11 protein-coding genes are annotated in these 17263 nt (G+C 63.7%); 1 reads left to right on the top strand and 10 read right to left on the bottom strand.

All coding sequences use genetic code 11. From position 1 onward, the window contains the following. Positions 1-7: 7 nt before the first annotated feature. The 10 genes from glgB to C5L10_RS03855 form a co-directional block, all read right to left on the bottom strand. A complete protein-coding gene (glgB, locus tag C5L10_RS03810; protein WP_105428583.1) occupies positions 8-2218 on the bottom strand; it encodes a 1,4-alpha-glucan branching protein GlgB in 2211 nt (736 codons plus the stop codon). Beyond that, positions 2218-4680 (bottom strand): glycogen/starch/alpha-glucan phosphorylase, encoded by a 2463-nt coding sequence (locus tag C5L10_RS03815; RefSeq protein WP_105428584.1) that lies wholly within the window; start codon positions 4678-4680, stop codon positions 2218-2220. Before C5L10_RS03815 ends, glgB begins: the two co-directional genes overlap by 1 nt. A gap of 200 nt (positions 4681-4880) precedes the next feature. Then, positions 4881-6179, bottom strand: a complete 1299-nt coding sequence (locus C5L10_RS03820; RefSeq protein ID WP_172716901.1) for a TadE/TadG family type IV pilus assembly protein — start codon at positions 6177-6179, stop codon at positions 4881-4883. A gap of 125 nt (positions 6180-6304) precedes the next feature. After that, positions 6305-7186, bottom strand: a complete 882-nt coding sequence (locus C5L10_RS03825; RefSeq protein ID WP_105428586.1) for a transglutaminase family protein — start codon at positions 7184-7186, stop codon at positions 6305-6307. Beyond that, complete coding sequence (locus C5L10_RS03830) at positions 7186-9597, bottom strand: circularly permuted type 2 ATP-grasp protein (protein ID WP_105428587.1); 2412 nt, start codon at positions 9595-9597, stop codon at positions 7186-7188. Before C5L10_RS03830 ends, C5L10_RS03825 begins: the two co-directional genes overlap by 1 nt. An 8-nt stretch (positions 9598-9605) precedes the next feature. Continuing rightward, on the bottom strand, positions 9606-12932 hold the full coding sequence (locus C5L10_RS03835) for a DUF2126 domain-containing protein (RefSeq protein WP_105428588.1): 3327 nt from the start codon (positions 12930-12932) through the stop codon (positions 9606-9608). Between the two features lie 128 nt (positions 12933-13060). Next, positions 13061-14227 carry an ABC transporter permease gene (locus tag C5L10_RS03840; protein ID WP_105428589.1) on the bottom strand — a complete coding sequence of 389 codons (1167 nt, stop codon included), beginning with the start codon at positions 14225-14227 and terminating at the stop codon, positions 13061-13063. Beyond that, the gene (locus tag C5L10_RS03845; protein WP_105428590.1) at positions 14224-15177 is read right to left on the bottom strand and encodes an ABC transporter ATP-binding protein; all 954 of its coding nucleotides are present in this window, start codon (positions 15175-15177) and stop codon (positions 14224-14226) included. Before C5L10_RS03845 ends, C5L10_RS03840 begins: the two co-directional genes overlap by 4 nt. Then, positions 15174-16139 (bottom strand): HlyD family secretion protein, encoded by a 966-nt coding sequence (locus C5L10_RS03850; protein WP_105428591.1) that lies wholly within the window; start codon positions 16137-16139, stop codon positions 15174-15176. Before C5L10_RS03850 ends, C5L10_RS03845 begins: the two co-directional genes overlap by 4 nt. Continuing rightward, positions 16136-16756 carry a TetR/AcrR family transcriptional regulator gene (locus C5L10_RS03855; protein WP_046668246.1) on the bottom strand — a complete coding sequence of 207 codons (621 nt, stop codon included), beginning with the start codon at positions 16754-16756 and terminating at the stop codon, positions 16136-16138. The genes C5L10_RS03850 and C5L10_RS03855 overlap by 4 nt, the downstream gene beginning before the upstream one ends. A gap of 127 nt (positions 16757-16883) precedes the next feature. Here C5L10_RS03855 and C5L10_RS03860 point away from each other — a divergent pair, with 127 nt between their 5' ends. Then, the gene (locus tag C5L10_RS03860; protein WP_105428687.1) at positions 16884-17237 is read left to right on the top strand and encodes a VOC family protein; all 354 of its coding nucleotides are present in this window, start codon (positions 16884-16886) and stop codon (positions 17235-17237) included. Positions 17238-17263 lie beyond the last annotated feature (26 nt).

A 17263-nucleotide genomic window follows, 5' to 3' on the forward strand; every position in this document is an offset into this window, starting at 1 on the left:
AAGTCCCTTATGCTTGTTCCAGTTCGAGCATGATCGTCGCCAGCGGCGGCAGCGTGACTTCGGCCTGAACGGTTCCTCCCGCGTTCACAGCCTGAACGCGACCGCCATTGCCTTTGCCGCTGCCGCCGTAGATCTCGGCGTCGGTATTCAAGATTTCCCGCCATCTGCCTTCGATTGGCAAGGGGATGCGGAAATTTTCACGGTAGACGGGCGTAAAATTGCTGATCACCGCCACCGGCTTTTCTCCCGGCGACATGCGCAGCCACGCATAGACGGAATTTTCCGCGTCGTCGGCGATCAGCCACTGGAAACCATCGCCCTCGCAGTCGCGCGCATGCAGCGCGGGTTTGGAGCGGTAACAGAAGTTGAGATCGCGGACCAAGCGGCGCATGCCCTCGTGCGGATGGTACTGGAGCAGGTTCCAATCGAGCGAGCGGGTTTCGCTCCATTCGCTCCACTGGGCAAATTCCTGGCCCATGAACAGCAGTTTCTTGCCGGGATAACCCCACATGAACCCGTAATAGGCCCGCAGGTTCGCGAATTTCTGCCAGTCGTCGCCGGCCATCTTGGCAATCAGCGAGCCTTTGCCGTGCACCACTTCGTCGTGGGACAACGGCAGGACAAAATTTTCGGAATAGGCGTAGATGAGGCCGAAGGTGAGTTCGTGGTGGTGATGTTTGCGGTGGATCGGTTCGCGCTGCATGTAGCTCAGCGTGTCGTGCATCCAGCCCATGTTCCACTTGAAGCCGAAACCAAGGCCCCCTTCGTGGACGGGATGCGAGACCTTTGGCCAGGAGGTCGATTCCTCGGCGATCGTCATCACGCCCGGATGGGCGTTGTAGGAAAGCGAGTTCATCTTCTGCAGGAAGCGCACCGCCTCGAGGTTCTCGCGCCCGCCATATTCGTTCGGCACCCATTCGCCCTCTTTGCGCGAATAGTCGAGATAGAGCATGGAGGCGACGGCATCGACGCGCAGCCCGTCGAGATGAAATTTCTCCGACCAGTAGAGCGCGTTATTGACGAGGTAGGAAAGCACTTCGAGCCGGCCGAAATTGTAGATCGCGGTGTTCCAGTCCGGGTGGAAACCCTGGCGCGGATCGGCATGTTCGTAGAGTGCCGTACCGTCGAAGAAACGCAGGCCGTGGGCATCGGTCGGGAAATGCGCCGGCACCCAATCGAGGATCACGCCGATGCCGACCTTGTGGCAGCCGTTGACGAAGCGGGCGAACCCCTCCGGCTCGCCGAAGCGGGCGGTCGGGGCGAAAAGCCCGGTCGTCTGGTATCCCCAGGACGGATCGAAGGGATGTTCGGTGATCGGCAGGAATTCGATATGGGTGAAGCCCATGTCGGTGCAATAGGGGATCAGTTCCGAGGCGAGCTCGTCCCAGGAGAGGAAGGAGCCGTCCGGCTTTTTGCGCCAGGAGCCCGCATGCACCTCGTAGATCGAGATCGGCTGGCGGCGATGGTCCGCCTTTTCCCAGAACTCCCGGTGGGCGGCATCGTCCCATGCCTGGGAGAGTTCCGGTGCGGTGACCGAGGCGGTGTCGGGGCGCAGTTCGGCCCGCCGGGCGTAAGGGTCGGCTTTCAGCGGCAGGACGGTGCCGTTCTTGCCGACGATTTCGAACTTGTAGGCGGCACCCGGCCTGATGTCGGGGGCGAAGATTTCCCAGATGCCGGTATCGACGCGTAGCCGCATGACGTGCCGCCGGCCGTCCCAGCCGTTGAAGTCGCCGACGACGGAAACGCGCTTGGCGTTCGGCGCCCAGACGGCGAAGTGGAAACCCTCGACGCCCTCGTGTTTCAGGGCATGGGCGCCCATCTTGTCGAACAGGCGCAGATGCGAGCCCTCGCGGACGAAATAGTCGTCCATCGGGCCGAGCACCGGGCCGAACGTATAAGGGTCGGTGACCGCCCATTCGTCATCGCCACGGCGGGCGCGGTAGCGGATGGGCTGCAGGTGGGTGGCGTTGACGAGGCCTTCGAAATATCCGGCATCGTGGCGGCGAGTCAGTTCCCCGAGTTCGGCGCCGCCGAGCGACAGTGCGGTGACGGCCTCGGCACCCGGAACAAAGCAACGGACCCTGAAACCATCCCCGAGCTTGTGGAGCCCGAGGACGGCAAAGGGATTGGTATGCCTGCCTTCCAAAATCGCCTCGATCTCGGATAACGGAATCTCCCCAGGGACTCTCCCGTCATCGACGCGCGGCGATTTTTTCATCAGGCTCTCCAGATTTCAGACGCATACTGACGAATAGTTCTGTCCGAGGAGAACCATCCCATCCGGGCGGTATTGCGAATTGTCTTCGAATACCAGGATTTAGGGTCGGACCAGATTTGGTCAACGTTGCGCTGGGCGTCCGCATAGGCGTCGAAATCGGCGGCGACCATGAACCAGTCGTGATTGTAGATGCCGTCGGTGAGGGTCGTGAAGCGGGAACGGTCGTCCGGCGAAAAGACGCCCGTGGCGATGGCATTGAGCGCCTGTGCAAGTTCCCGTGACTTCTCGATGATGGCGCGAGGCTGGTAGGTCTCGGAACGGACCTTGGCGACCTCGTCGGCGGTCATGCCGAAGATGACGATATTTTCCTCGCCGACATGGTCGCGCATCTCGACGTTCGCACCGTCGAGCGTGCCGATGGTCAGCGCGCCGTTCAGTGCGAACTTCATGTTGCCGGTGCCGGAGGCTTCCATGCCGGCGGTCGAAATCTGCTCGGAGAGATCGGCGGCCGGAACGATGATCTCGGCGAGCGAGACGTTGTAGTTCGGCACGAAGACGACCTTGAGCAGGCCGCGGACGGCCGGGTCGTTGTTGATGACGCGCGCCACGTCATTGGCGAGCTTGATGATCAGCTTGGCGTTGTGATAGCTCGGCGCCGCCTTGCCGGCGAACAGTTTTACGCGCGGGACCCAGTCCATTTCGGGATGCGAGCGGATCTGGTCGTAGAGGGCGACGGCTTCGATGATGTTGAGCAGCTGGCGCTTGTATTCGTGGATGCGCTTGATCTGGATGTCGAACATCGCCGACGGATCGATGCGGATGCCCATGCGGCTGCCGACGAGGTTGGCGAGCTGCACTTTGTTGGCCCGCTTCACGGCGGCGAACTTTTCCTGGAAGGCCGGGTCGTCGGCATGGGCGTTGAGCCCCTGCAAGGCGTCCGTATTGTCGAGGAACTCGTCGCCGATCGCTTCCTGGATCAGCGAGGTGAGGCCTTGGTTGCATTGCATCAGCCAGCGGCGCGGCGTGATGCCGTTGGTCTTGTTGTTGATGCGGGCCGGATACATCGTGTGCAGGTCGGCGAACACCGTCACCTTCATCAGGTCCGTATGCAGGGCCGAGACGCCATTGACGGAATGCGAGCCGACAAAGGCAAGGTTGCCCATGCGGACGCGACGGTCGCCGCTTTCGTCGATCAGCGAGATCGAGCGGATCTGGGTGTCGGAGAAGCTCTTCTGCTTGCGCGCCTCGATCAGGATCAGGGCGTTGATCGCATAGACGATCTGCATGTGACGCGGCAGAAGGCGCTCGAACAGCGGTACGGGCCAGGTTTCCAGCGCTTCCGGCAGCAGCGTGTGGTTGGTGTAGGAGAAGGTCTGGCGGGTGACCGACCAGGCCTGCTCGAAATCCATGCCGTGGATGTCGGTCAGGAGGCGCATCAGCTCGGCGATCGACACGGCCGGGTGGGTGTCGTTGAGCTGGATCGCGACCTTTTCGTGCAGGTTCGTGAAATCCGGATATTGCTGCAGGTGGCGGCGCAGGATGTCCTGAAGCGAGGCCGACGAGAAGAAGAATTCCTGGCGCAGGCGCAGTTCCTGGCCGGCCGGGTTGGCGTCGGCCGGATAAAGGACGCGGGTCAGGCTTTCGGCCTTGTTGCTTTCGCGCAGGGCGCCGATGTGGTCGCCGGCGTTGAAGGCGTCCAATAGAATCGGGTCGATCGGCTGGGCCGACCAGAGGCGCAGCGTGTTGACGCGTTTTCCGCGCCAGCCGACGGCCGGCGTGTCGTAGGCCATGGCGATGACGCGTTCGGCCGGCTTCCAGACGTAACGCGGCGTCTCGTCATACCCGCCGACGGTTTCGACCGTGCCGCCGTAACCGATTTCGTAGGAGCTCTCGCGACGTTCGAATTCCCAGGGGTTGCCGTGGGCAAGCCAGCTTTCCGGAAGCTCGACCTGCCAGCCGTCGGCCATCTGCTGGCGGAACAGGCCGTGGACGTAGCGGATGCCGTAACCGTAGGCCGGGATGTCGACGGTCGCCATGCTCTCCATGAAACAGGCAGCGAGCCGGCCGAGACCGCCATTGCCGAGTGCGGCATCCGGTTCCAGAACCGCAATCACGTCGATATCCACACCGAGCGAGGACAGCGCGTCGCGGATTTCCTGCATCAGCCCCATGTTGCTGACGGCATCGCGCATCAGGCGGCCGATCAGGAATTCGAGCGAGAGGTAATAGACGCGCTTGCCGCCGGTCCGATAGACCTTGCGGGTGGATTCCATCCAGGTGTCGATGATGCGGTCGCGCACCACCAGGATGGTGGCGGTCAGCCAGTCGTGGGGCTTCGCCACCTTGGCGTCCTTGCCGATACGGTAGGTCAGGCGCTCGATGATCTCTTCCGCCATGATTTCGGGACGGGAGCTGCGGGGGGCCGGCTGAGGAATTTCGACCGGAGAAGACGTGTTGTTCATATGTCGCCAACTTTCTGGGGGAGCGGGAGGAAGGGCGTCCGATTCAGTCCATCTGGCAAGATGTATAAGGACAGTTTATGCACCGTTATGACACTGCGCAATGACCGATTTATCTTTGCGTGTATCGCTCGGATAAGACCAACGAAAAACGCCCCGCCGGTGAGGGCGGGGCGTTTTTGCGGCCTTTCTGGAAGGCAGGTTCAGTTGGTCAGGCGAGTGCCGGTCTGAGCAGCCTTGCGGGCGATCTCGCCGAAGGTTTTCACGAGGGTCGTCATGTCAGTCGGCTCGTAATAATATCCGGGGCCGCTGGCGCAGTAGTTCAGCAGCTTCTTGCCCCTGTCCGGTGCCATGAAGGCGATCGTGTAGATCTTGATGCCCTTTGACATTTCCTCTTCCGTGAGCTGCTGCCCGTTCTTCAGCTTCAGCTTTGCGGCATCCGTCAGGCCGTCGCTTTTCGCGTTCAGGCAGATGTCGCGGACTCTGGTGTCGATCGTCGAATTCCAGGTCCCGCTGTTGCCGGTCATCTCGCCGTCGGTCATGAAGACGATGTAGCGATCGAAATTGGTGTTGCCCTTGCCGTCATGGGCGGTCTTTTCGGTGGCGTTGGCATTCTTCAGCGCATTGAACGCGTTGGTCAGCGCGCCGCTGGCGTCGGTGCCGCCCGATGGTGGTTCCGGCAGCCTTTTGACATAGCTGTCCACTAGGGAAGTGCCCCACTGGATGCTCTGCTGGGTCTTCGTCTGGTCGTCGTAGGAATCGGCGCCGACACGGATCAGTTCATGGTTCGAATCGGCTTTTTCGAGTTCGGCGAACATGACACCAGCGGCAGCCTTCAGAGACTCCATTTTTGTCAGATAGTTGGGGACATCTCCGTAGCAGATCTTATTGTTGTTCCTGCCGCACGGATAGGATTGCTGAATGGTCGGCTGGGCGGAGTTGATCGTCGTCGTGTCCTCTTTCATCGAGCCCGATTCGTCGAGCGCCAGGTACATGGAAAGGGCGTTGCCTTCGCGGCCGCTCGCGGAGACGCTTTCGACGCTGACGCGCACGGTCGGGAAACCGAGGAACGAGGTCAGGCCGCTGAGCGCTACGTCGTAACTCGACTTCATGCGGACCTCGTAGCTGGCAGCCGTCGTGGAACTGCCCGAGGAGGTTACCAATGTCTCGGTGTTCGCTCGAAGCTTGGCCTCTTCCGCAGCCAGCGTCTCAGCGGAAGCACCGGAATTCTTGAGCTCCTTAATCTTCTGGGCGATATACATGTCGGTGCCAAGCTTCTGGGCTTCCGCCGTCGTCATGGTGCCCTTGGCGGCCATGGCGGACGCCGCAGCGAGAGTGGCGCCGTCCGCCAGCGCCTGGAGCTGGTTCTTTTGATCCATCGCTTCTGTCAGATCGACCGCGACACCGCCGACCGCCAGCAGGACGGGAAGCAGTGCAGCCGTCATGATACCGAAATTACCGGCGCGGTCCTTCGCCAGCCGCGCAAAAATTGTGTGCTTCATCATGGCCCCCAGAGTTCAAATCATTTGAACACCCGTGGTGTATTCCTGCCGGGTATAGGAAGGCCTAAACCATTCGCTGCAATTTTACGGAATGTTAAGAATCAGCGCCAAAACGGAGCGGGATTTCAGGATTTCAGCGGAATGACGTCCACCGCCTGCACGGCGTTCTGGTTTCCGTAACCCTTGAGCATGCCGATGACCGGGGCGACGTCGGAATAGTCGCGGCCGTAGCCGACGACGATATGGTCGCTGCCGGCTAGAATGTTGTTGGTCGGGTCGAGTTCGACATAACCCATGGTCTCGCCGCACCAGATCCGCACCCAGGCATGCATGGCGTCGGCGCCTTCGAGGCGCTCCTTGCCGGGCGGCGGAATGGTGCGCAGAAAGCCGCTGACATAGCCCGCCGGAATGCCGAGGCTGCGGAGCGCCACGATCATGATATGGGTGAAATCCTGGCAGACGCCGCGCTTCAGCCGGAAAGCCTCCTTCGGCGTCGTATCGACCTCGGTCGCCTTGGCGTCGTAGGTGAAGTCCTTGTGGATGCGGGTGCAGATGCCAAGCGCGATTTCTAGCACGGTCTGGCCCGGCTTGACGATCTCGCGCGCATAGGCGGCGATCAGCGGCTCCTCGGCAAGGCGCGGGCTTGCGCCGGTCAGGTGATGCGGGGAGGCGGCATCGACCGACCAGAAATCCGCCAGTTCGTCGGCGAGCGTCGCCAGTTCCGGCGACAGGTCCGCCGTCATCGAGGTGGTTTCCACCATGACGCGGGCCTGCATGCGGATGTCGAGCTTTTCGTGCGGCGCACGCAGCAGCACGGATGTCGCCTGCTGGCCGAAGAAATCGATGAACGTGGTGCGCTCATCGGCATGCGGGCCGACGGTGATCGAGCCGGCGATCAGCCGCTGCCGGTCGGGCAGGGATAGCGGCAGGAGGCGGATTACATGGCGGGCGCCGGAGGCCGGCACGTCGTAGGTATAACCCATGTGGAGGGAGAGATCGTAAAGCATCAGCTGAAATAAGTCTGGCCGAGGATATCGGACAGCTTCTCCATCTCCAGTTCGATCTTCTGGTAGGTATCGTCGTTCATGCCCTCCGGGGTCATCACCGCAAGTCCGGAATGCAGCCGCATCGCCTCACGGTAGAAGGGCGACATCTGGCCGTTGACGAAGGCGTTCGGCAATTGCTCCACCTCGGTGCGGATTTCGTTCAGCTGGAACAGGATCGAGCGCGGGTTCAGGGGATCGAGCGCCAGGAGGTCGGCGACCGTTAGCCTGGCCGTGGCGACGTTGTAGCGGCGTCGGTGGGTCATGACGCTGTCGCCGATCTCGAGCAGCATGTCGAGCGAGCCATCCGGCGCGTCGGGGCCTGACATGTGGCCGAGCAGCCGGGTCATGTGCATGCCGCGCTCCAGGTGGCGGCCGATCGACAGGAAACGCCAGCCGGTGAAACGGTACATGTTTTCGTGCACCAGACCGGCAAAACCCGCGAGCTTGCGCAGGAGCACGGTCATCGCATGCGAGGCGTCGTCGCCCGCATGTACGGTGTCGTGGAAGCGGCGGGCGGTCTTGGCAAGGTCGGTCAGCGCCAGCCAGCCGTCCGGCGAGAAACGGTCGCGAATGTTGCTCGCCGAATAGATGGCGCTGTCGATGTTGCGCAGAAGCGATGCCGGCACCGCCTTGGTCATCTCGACATCGATGCCCTTCAGGTAGCGGGTGACATCGGCCAGAAGCGGTGCCTTCGGATCGGCAGACTCCGCGTAGCGCAGGTGCCAGGCGCGCAGAATGCGCAGGGCGCCTTCGGCCCGCTCGATATACCTGCCGAGCCAGTAGAGATTGTCGGCCGCGCGGCTCGGCAGGCTGCCGGGCATGTTGCGGGTGAAACTTTCCTCGGGCGGCAGGAGCGTCGCCTTTGCGACCGGCTTGTCGCTGACAATCCAGACGTCGGCAGCGGCCCCGCCCGACTGCATGGCGATCGCCGCCACGTCGTCGCCGGCACCGATGCGGGCAAAGCCGCCCGGCATGATCTGCCAGCCGTGTTCGGTGCGGGCGGCAAAGACACGCAGCGACATCGGCCTCGGCGTGAGCTTGCCGTTGACATAGGCGGGCGTGGTCGAAAGCGTCACGACCTCCTGGCCGACCAGCTTGGCGCCCTCTGTCGCGAGCCAATCGCCGACCGTGTCCCTCGCCGTCTTGCGCAGCGACGAGCCGAGCACCGATTGGCCGTTGTCGTCGAAGAAGGGCAGCCGCGAATAGGCCGGCCCGATGACCATGCGCTCGATATTCTTGGCAACGTGCTCGCGTTCCTTTTTCTGCCCGCACCACCAGGTGGCGATCGAGGGCATGATCAGGTCCTCGCCGATCAGCCGCCGACAGACGGTCGGGGCGAATGCCAGCAGCGCGCGGGTCTCGAGAATGCCGGAGCCGAGCGCATTGACGAAGGTGAGCGCGCCGGAGCGCAGCGCCTGCACCATGCCGGGGGTGCCGATATGGGAGTGCTGGTTGAGCTCGAGCGGATCGGCGTAAGCCGCGTCGAGGCGGCGCCAGAGCACGCCCACGGGCTTCAGTCCAGCCACGGTGCGGACCATGACGCGGTCGTTGACGACGGTAAGGTCTTCGCCTTCGAGCAGCATGAAGCCGAGATAGCGGGCGATATAGGCGTGCTCGAAATAGGTCTCGTTGGCAGGGCCCGGCGACAGGACCGCGATGCGGTCCTCCGGGTTCTGCTTGTGGGATTGCAGCGCATCGCGGAAGGCGCCGAAGAACGAAGCGAGGCGGTGGACATGCGATTCGGCGTAGATGTCCGAAAAGGCGCGGGTGGTGGCGACGCGGTTTTCGAGCGCGAAACCGGCGCCGGACGGCGCCTGGGTGCGGTCGGCAAGCACCCACCAGTTACCGTCCGGTCCGCGGCCGATCTCGAACGAGCAGAAATGCAGGTAGTGGCCGCCCACCGGCTTGACGCCTACCAGCGGGCGGAGGAATTCGGCGTTTCCGGCAACCAGCGCCGGCGGCAGGAAACCCTCCTGCACCAGCTTGTTGTCGCCGTAGATATCAGCGATCAGCGCTTCCAGGAGATCGGCGCGCTGGGTCAGGCCCTTGCAGACCGTCTCCCATTCCTTGCCGTCGATGAGGACCGGCACGTGGCTGATCGGCCAGTTGCGCTCGCCGCCGCCCTGGGCGCCGTAAGTGCGGTAGAAGACGCCCGCATCGCGCAGGTAGCGGTCGGCACGGGCGAAGCGCTCCCGGCGCTCGTGCTCGGCCATGCGGCCGAGATGAGAGATCAGGTTGCGCCAGACCGGCCGGATCTGGCCGTTCGCATCGAGCATTTCGTCGGCAACGCCGGGCAATGCGGCATAACCGAGAAGGGGATCGCCAGCGATCCCCCCTTTTGCCTTGCGTTCGGTTGCCGGTGCCTTGGACATCGGGCGTTTCAGACTCCTTGCGGCCGGCGCAGATCGAGCGTCAGCGGAAATTCGGGCGAGGGCGTTTCGGCCAGAAGCGTATAACTTCCAGCGGTATGACCCCATGGTTCGAACCGGGCGAGTCGGCGTGCTTCCGCCTCGTTGCCGTTGACCGGGAAGGTGTCATAACTACGCCCGCCCGGATGGGCAACGTGATAGATGCAGCCGCCGATCGAACGGCCGGACCATGTATCATATATGTCGAACGTGAGCGGCGTGTTAACCGGCAGGACCGGATGCAGGCCGGCGGACGGCTGCCACGCCTTGAAACGGACGCCGGCGACCGAGACGCCGGAGGTGCCGGTGCCTTTCAGCGGTACGGCACGGCCGTTGCAGGCGACGGTGTAGCGGGACGGATTGGTGGTTTCGAGCCGGACCTGGAGGCGTTCCACCGACGAATCGACGTAACGCACGGTGCCGCCGATCGCGCCCTGCTCGCCCATCACGTGCCAGGGTTCGAGCGCCTGGCGCAGTTCGAGCTTGGAGCCCTCGTATTCGACCTCGCCGAAGAAGGGGAAGCGGAATTCGAGCTGGGCCTCGAACCATTCGGGACGCAGGTCGAAGCCGTTTTCGCGAAGGTCCTGGAGGACGTCCATGAAGTCGGCCCAGACATATTGCGGCAGCATGAAGCGGTCGGCAAGCGCCGTTCCCCAGCGCACGAACCGGCCCTGTAGCGGGTTTTTCCAGAACCTTGCGATCAGCGCCCGGACCAGCAATTGCTGGGCAAGCGACATGCGCGCGTTCGGCGGCATCTCGAAGCCGCGGAACTCGACGAGGCCCAAGCGGCCGGTCGGGCCGTCCGGCGAGAACAGCTTATCGATGCAGATTTCGGAGCGATGGGTATTGCCGGTGACGTCGGTTAGCAAGTTGCGGAACAGGCGGTCGACCAGCCATGGCAGCGGGGGAGCGCCCTGGCCGGGCACCGGCACCTGGGCAAGCGCGATTTCCAGCTCGTACATCGAATCGTGGCGGGCCTCGTCGATGCGCGGCGCCTGGGAGGTCGGGCCGATGAACAGGCCGGAGAACAGGTAGGAGAGCGACGGGTGGCGCTGCCAGTGCAGGACCAGGCTCTTCAACAGGTCGGGTCGGCGCAGGAACGGGCTGTCGTTCGGATTGGCGCCGCCGACCACGACATGGTTGCCGCCGCCGGTGCCTGTGTGGCGGCCGTCGATCATGAACTTGTCGGCGCCGAGGCGGCTCTGGCGGGCTTCCTCGTAGATCGCGGTGGTGGTCGCAACCGTTTCCTTCCAGCTTGCGGCCGGATGGATGTTGACCTCGATGACGCCCGGATCGGGCGCGACGCGGATGACGTTGATGCGCTCGTCATGGGGCGGGGCGTAACCCTCGATATGAACGGCGAGCCCGAGCGCCGTCGCGGCGTTTTCGGCAGCGGCGATCAGTTCGAGATAGTCTTCGATCTTTTCCACCGGCGGCATGAAGACGCAGAGCCTGCCGTCGCGGGCCTCTACCGAAACCGCGGTGCGCACCGCACCGCCGATTTCGCCGAGGGTTTGTTCGACGCGGCCGGGATTGGCGGCATCACCTGCCTTGAAGGAGGATTCCGGCATGGCACGGCCGGCCGGGATGATCGCTTCGGGCAGCGGCTGGCGGGGGATCGAGGGGTCTGCTTCGTGGATATAGGGAAATTGCGACGGCGGAACGTAAGGCAGCGTGCCGAGCGGCAGGCGATAACCGACCGGGCTGTCGCCGGGCACCAGGAAGATGCGGCCGCGGCGGGTGCGCCATTTCTCGCTGATCCAGCGCTTGCCGGCCGCTTGCGCGTTCCAGGCCTGGACGGGCAGGACATAGCCGCTCGGGCTTGTCAGGCCGCGCTCGAAGACGCGGGCGATGCGATTGCGCTCCTCCGGGTCCTTGAGCTTTGAATTCGACGGATCGACATTGTCCGGCAGCGAGCCTTCCTTGATGATCCATTCGGCCGGGTCCTCATAGGCCGGCACGACCATGTCAGGGGCGATGCCGAGTTCGGCGGCGATGCCGGTCAGGAGCTTGGCGGAATCCTGCTCGCCGACGCCGTAGTCGCGGCCTTCCTCCGCCACCAGGTCCGGATTGCTCCAGATCGGCCGTCCGTCCCTGCGCCAGTAGAGCGAGAAGGTCCAGCGCGGCAGGCTTTCGCCCGGATACCACTTGCCCTGGCCGTAATGCAGGAAACCGCCGGGAGCGAAACGCTCGCGCAGCTTGCGGATCAGGATGTCGGCCTTTTCCCGCTTGGTGGGGCCGACGGCGTCGGTGTTCCATTCGCCGGCTTCGAAATCGTCGATCGACACGAAGGTCGGTTCGCCGCCCATGGTCAGGCGCACGTCCTGCGCCTTCAGCACGCGGTCGACCTGTTCGCCAAGCGCGTCGAGTGCATCCCAGGATTCGTCCGAGAAGGGCTTGGTGATGCGCGGATGTTCGGCGACCCGGTTGACCTTCATGTCGAAGGCGAAGGAGGTTTCGGCCTCGCCGAAATAACCGCCTGATATCGGCGCTGCGTTGCGGAAATGCGGCGTGGCGGCAAGCGGGATATGGCTTTCGCCGGTCAGAAGCCCGGAGGTCGGATCGAGGCCGACCCATCCGGCGCCGGGAAGATAGACCTCGCACCAGGCATGCAGGTCGGTGAAATCGACTTCGGTGCCGGAGGGACCGTCGAGCGCCTTGAGGTCCGGTGTGAGCTGGATGAGGTAGCCCGAGACGAAGCGGGCGGCGAGGCCGAGATGACGCAGGATCTGGACGAGCAGCCAGCTGCTGTCACGGCAGGAGCCCATGGCCGAGGTCAGCGTCTGCTCCGGCGTCTGCACGCCCGGCTCCATGCGGATGACATAGCCGATCGCCTGCTGCAGGCGGGCATTGATGCCGACGATCATGTCGACCGTCGGCTGGTCCGGGGACATGTCGAAGGTTTTCATGTAGTCGGCCAGCGCCGGTTCAGGCGGCTCCGGCACCATGTAGATCGACAGGTCCTCGACCAGTTCGGGCGGGTAGCTGAACGGCCATTTCATCGCTTCCTCTTCGACGAAGAAGTCGAAGGGATTGTAGACCGTCATGTCGGCGACGAGATCGACCTCGATCTTGAACTCGGTGACCGGGTCCGGAAAAACGAAGCGGGCGAGGTAGTTGCCGTAGGGATCCTGCTGCAGGTTCACGAAGTGATTGGAGGGCGTCACCTTCAGCGAATGGCTGAGCACCTTGGTGCGCGAATGGGCAGCCGGTTTGAGGCGGATGATCTGCGGTCCGAGACGGACGGGCTTGTCGTACATGTAGTGGGTAAGGTGGTAGACACTCGCCTTGATCGACATACTTCCCCTTGCCGGCCGCTTTACCGGGCCGATCGATGATCGTTGCAAGGATTTTGTGCAATGCACGAGAATAAAGCAAGGCGGAATCCAAGCTTATACCGCAGACGCGAGATAACCGGCTTTATTCCTCAATCCAGCGTGCGGCGGAAACGGCGCACGGCGATCAGCATTGCGACGGTCATCAGGGCGGCGAGCGCCCCCGTGTCGTAGCCGAGGCCGCCGATATCGGCGCCCTTCAGCATCACCGCCCGCACGATGCGGATATAGTGGGTGAGCGGCAGGGCTTCGCCGATCCACTGCGCCCAATTCGGCATGCCGGCGAAGGGGAACATGAAGCCGGAGAGAAGGATGTTCGGCAGAAAGAACATCATCGCCATCTGCATCGCCTGCAACTGGTTCGCCGCGATCGTCGAGAACGTGTAGCCGATCGACAGGTTGGTGATGACGAAGAGGGCGGTCGCGGCGGTCAGCGACAGGGGATCGCCGAGGATCGGCACGCGGAAGACGAGGATGCCGACGCCGATGATCACCAGCGCCTGGATGAGGCCGATCAGCACGTAGGGGGCGATCTTGCCGAGCATGATCTCCAGCGGATTGATCGGCATGGAGAGCAGGTTCTCCATCGTGCCGCGCTCGACCTCGCGGGTGACGGAGAGGGCGGTGAAGATCAGCAACGTCATCGTCAGGATCGTACCGAGCAGGCCAGGGACGATGTTCAAGGTCGAAGAGCCGGCCGGATTGTAGCGGCGGTGCTGGACGATCTGGAAGGCGGGTTTCACGGGCTCGGCAAAGGTGATCTGGCGGTCGTTTTCCAGCGCCGTCGAAATGATGCCGGAGAGCGCGCCGAGCGCGGAACTGGCGGCGACCGGGTCGGTGGCGTCGGCGGCGACCAGCAGCGAGGGAGAATCGCCCCGGCGGAGCGACCGTTCGAAACCTTCGGGGATCTCGACGACGAACAGGGCCTCGCCGGATTGCAGCAAGGCATCCATGTCCTCGGCGCGGGTGACGACCGATTTGACTTCGAAGAAATCGGTGTTTTTCAGCGCGGCGAGGATGGAGCGGCCGACATCGCTGTTTTCGCGCATCAGCACCGCGGTCGGCAGGTTATGTGGTGTGGTGTTGATGGCAAAGCCGAACAGGAAGAGCTGCATGATCGGCAGCATGACCATGGTCGCGAGCGTGATACGGTCGCGGGTCATCTGGATGAATTCCTTGACCGTCATCGCCCAGAAGCGGCCGAAGGAGCCGCCGCCCGAAGAACCATTTTCGTTGGTATTGCCGGGGGCCGCGGTCATTTGAAATTGTCCTCCGAGCGGCGCATCAGGTCGATGAAGGCGTCTTCCAGAGTTGGTTCGCCCTTTTCCCATTTGAGGCCCGGCCTGTCGCGATAGGGAGCGATCGCCTGTTCCAGGGCCGCGGCATCGCGCCCGGCGACATGCAGGCTGGTGCCGAAGGGGGCGACCATGTCGACACCGGGCTGGTTTTCGAGTTCGGATTGCAGACGGTCGGCGCCCGAGCCTGACACGGTGAAGGTGACGAGGCCCGTGCCGGCGATCACCTCGTCCACCGTGCCTTCGGCCAGAAGTTTCCCGTAGGCGATATAGGCGATCTCGTGGCAGCGCTCGGCCTCGTCCATGTAATGCGTCGAGACGAGCACCGAGAGCCCGTTGGCGGCAAGCGCATGGATCTCGTTCCAGAAGTCGCGGCGGGCCTTCGGATCGACCCCGGCGGTCGGTTCGTCGAGGAGGAGAAGTGCAGGTTCTGGCAGGATGCAGGCGCCGAGCGCGAGGCGCTGCTTCCAGCCGCCGGAAAGTTCGCCGGCCAATTGTTTTTCGCGGCCCTTGAGGCCGAGGCGTTCTATGGCGGCGCTCGCCTTGCCGCGCGGATCGGCGAGGCCGTAGACGCGGGCGACGAATTCGAGGTTCTCGCGGATCGACAGATCCTGATAGAGCGAAAACTTCTGGGTCATGTAGCCGACCCGACGACGGATGCGGTCGCTCTCGGTCAGAATGTCGAAGCCGAGGCAGGTGCCGTCGCCGCTATCGGGTGTCAGCAGGCCGCAGAGCATGCGGATGGTGGTCGTCTTGCCGGAACCGTTGGGGCCGAGAAAGCCGTGGATGCGGCCTTTCTTCACCGACATGGAAACATCGTCGACCACCTTGCGGCCGCCGAAGCTCTTGGTGAGGTGGTGGACGTCGATCACCGTTTCCGGGGCGTCGACTTCGTAGGTTTCGGCGGCGGTCATGGATGAACTCCCGGGAGGACATCGACCGGCTGGCCGGGGCGGAGCGCCTTCGGGTCGGCAGGGATGGCCTCGACGCGGTAGACGAGTTTTGCGCGCTCTTCGAGGCTGTAGATTTCGGGCGGCGTGTATTCCGCGTTCCTGGCGATGAAGCTGACTTTTGCGTCGGACGGCCGGCAGGCGTCGCAGGTGACACGGACCGGCTGACCGAGCGACAGGCGGGCGATCTCGGTTTCCGGCACGAAGAAGCGGATGCGGACATTTTCGGGGGGCAGGAGGGCGACAATCGGCCGGCCGGCCGGTACGACTTCGCCGTTCCTGTAATAGAGCCTCTCGATGCTGCCGGCGGCGGGTGCCGAAACCGAGCGGCGGGCCTGCGCTGCCTGCGCCGAGGCGAGATCGGCCCTGGCGGCGGCGACGGATTCCTCCGCCTGGCGCAGCGCCTCGTCGCGGGCGGGAAGGGCGGCGAGGATGATCTGGCTGCGGACATTCTCGAGTGCGGCGCGGTTGGCGGCCTCGGTGGCGGTCGCGGTATCGAGATTGGCGCGGGTCGCGGTGCCGCGCTCGACGAGAACCCGGGTACGGTCGAGATCCTGTTCGGCAAGCTCCAGCCGGGCGGAGGCTTCGCGTTCGGAGGCGCGCAGCACGTCGATCTCCTGGGGGCGCTTCTGGGCGGCTTGCGCCAGATCCAGTTCGGCCCGGGAGCGGGCAAGCGCCGCGCGGGCCGCGGCGACTGCGGCCTCTTCGCTTGAGGAGTCGAGTCTGAAGAGCGGCACGCCGGCTTGGATCGTCGCACCTTCGGCGATATCGACCTGGGTGAGCCGGCCGGCACTTTCCGCACCGATGAACAGCGTGTCGGCTTCGACCCAGCCCTGATAGGGGCGCGGCGGCTTGTCGGCGAAGAGGAAGGGCAGGGCGGCAAGGGCGGCGCCTGCGAGAATCGCGATGATGAGGATGCGTTTCACTTCGCACCTCCTTCCGGCACGAACAGGGTTTCGAGGAAGGCGTCGAACAGATTTTGCGTGTCGAGATGTTCGTAGGCCTCGAACAGTGTCGTCCAGACGATCGACAACAGCGCCGGGGCGATGACGATCTGCGGCACTTCGGCAATGGCCGGATTGCGCAGATCGCCGCGAGCGGCGGCGCGGGCGAGCAGGATGCGCAGGACGCCGAGGCCCTTCGAAATGATCTCCCGGTGGTAAAATTCGGTGACGGCCGGAAACATCGGGCCTTCGGCGAGGATCAGCCGCAACAGGTGGCGGCGCTCGGTCTCCAGAACCTCGCGCTTGAAGAGCGTATAGAACATCGCGATGGCGAAACGCGGCGGGATCGCCTCGTTGGCCGCCAGCCCGTCGATCTGGCCCAGGATCGGCGTGGCGATGCCCGAGACGAGCTCGGTGAACAGCGCCTCCTTGTCCGGGAAATGCAGGTAGACGGTGCCCTTGGCGATGCCGGCACGGGCCGCGACATCCTCCATGCGGGTGGCGGCGAAACCGCGCTCGGAAAAGCAGGCGAAGGCGGCAGCCAGGATTTCGGCCCGGCGCTGCTGCGGATCGCGTTTCTCTCTTTTCCTCTCGGCCACTATGTATCTCCGTTAATGACTGACTGGTCGGTCATTAACATGGGGGAGGATAATTTGCAAGCGCGGTGGCGGGAAATGGCGATCTGGGTAATTCTGGAGACGTTGTCGGAAACCGATGGAGGATGTCGTGCCGCTCGGCAGGCTGGTGATCTACGCGAAGGACGTCGAGGCGACAGCGCGCTTCTACGAGACGCATTTCGGCTTTCGGGCAATGCAGTTGCCGGGCGACAGGATCATCGAACTGGTGGCGCAGGACGGCGGCGCCAATATCATGCTTCATCCGGCCGGCCGGGGGCTAAGGAGCGGTCAGGCGATCGTGAAGCTTGTCTTCGATGTCGAGGCGTTCTGCCGGCGAAGCGCCGAAAACGGCCTGGATTTCGGGCCGGTCCACCAAGCGGACGGCTACGCCTACGCCAATGCGAAGGACCCGTGCCTGAACTCCATTTCGGTTTCCAGCCGGGCCTTCCGCAGGGCGGGCTGAACCGGTGCGGCGGGTCCTGCACGACG

Origin of the sequence: Neorhizobium sp. T6_25 (genome assembly GCF_002968555.1) — a bacterium.
Classification (GTDB): domain Bacteria; phylum Pseudomonadota; class Alphaproteobacteria; order Rhizobiales; family Rhizobiaceae; genus Neorhizobium.

What these genes read in the sequence shown, in the direction of transcription:
- glgB (WP_105428583.1), bottom strand. Translation starts at nt 2,218, where the DNA reads ATGAAAAAATCGCCGCGCGTCGATGACGGGAGAGTCCCTGGGGAGATT.
- C5L10_RS03815 (WP_105428584.1), bottom strand. Translation starts at nt 4,680, where the DNA reads ATGAACAACACGTCTTCTCCGGTCGAAATTCCTCAGCCGGCCCCCCGC.
- C5L10_RS03820 (WP_172716901.1), bottom strand. Translation starts at nt 6,179, where the DNA reads ATGAAGCACACAATTTTTGCGCGGCTGGCGAAGGACCGCGCCGGTAAT.
- C5L10_RS03825 (WP_105428586.1), bottom strand. Translation starts at nt 7,186, where the DNA reads ATGCTTTACGATCTCTCCCTCCACATGGGTTATACCTACGACGTGCCG.
- C5L10_RS03830 (WP_105428587.1), bottom strand. Translation starts at nt 9,597, where the DNA reads ATGTCCAAGGCACCGGCAACCGAACGCAAGGCAAAAGGGGGGATCGCT.
- C5L10_RS03835 (WP_105428588.1), bottom strand. Translation starts at nt 12,932, where the DNA reads ATGTCGATCAAGGCGAGTGTCTACCACCTTACCCACTACATGTACGAC.
- C5L10_RS03840 (WP_105428589.1), bottom strand. Translation starts at nt 14,227, where the DNA reads ATGACCGCGGCCCCCGGCAATACCAACGAAAATGGTTCTTCGGGCGGC.
- C5L10_RS03845 (WP_105428590.1), bottom strand. Translation starts at nt 15,177, where the DNA reads ATGACCGCCGCCGAAACCTACGAAGTCGACGCCCCGGAAACGGTGATC.